The following is a 314-nucleotide window of genomic DNA, read 5'->3' as shown; positions in this document are numbered from 1 at the left end:
TTGCCGCCGTGATTCAAGGCCGACCCTTTGATCACGCCGTAAATCCGGTCCCCGTCTGCAACCGCTTGTGCAAGCGGCTTTAACAGGACAGCACCCACGCCTTCACCCGGCACATACCCGTCGCCCCCTTCACCAAAGCTCTCGCACCGGCCTTTGCTGGACAGGAATCGCCCTTGAGACAACATGATATATTTGTTGGGGTGGACCGACACATTCACCCCGCCGGCGACCGCAACCTGACATTCGTTCTGTCTTAAACTCTGGCATGCCAGATGAATGGAGGTCAGCGAAGATGAACACATCGTATCCACCGC

Annotated in this window: 1 protein-coding gene; it reads right to left on the bottom strand. The window is 57.0% G+C overall.

The window, feature by feature from the left end; translation table 11 throughout:
* The coding region (locus P364_RS35835) for a beta-ketoacyl synthase N-terminal-like domain-containing protein (RefSeq protein ID WP_036695189.1) at window positions 1-314 on the bottom strand (314 nt) is incomplete at both ends.

It is taken from the genome of Paenibacillus sp. MAEPY2, from assembly GCF_000499205.1.
GTDB classification, from domain to species: domain Bacteria; phylum Bacillota; class Bacilli; order Paenibacillales; family Paenibacillaceae; genus Paenibacillus; species Paenibacillus vandeheii.
Note: the sequence above shows the minus strand (reverse complement) of the source record. Positions and strands in the feature narration are given on the sequence as shown.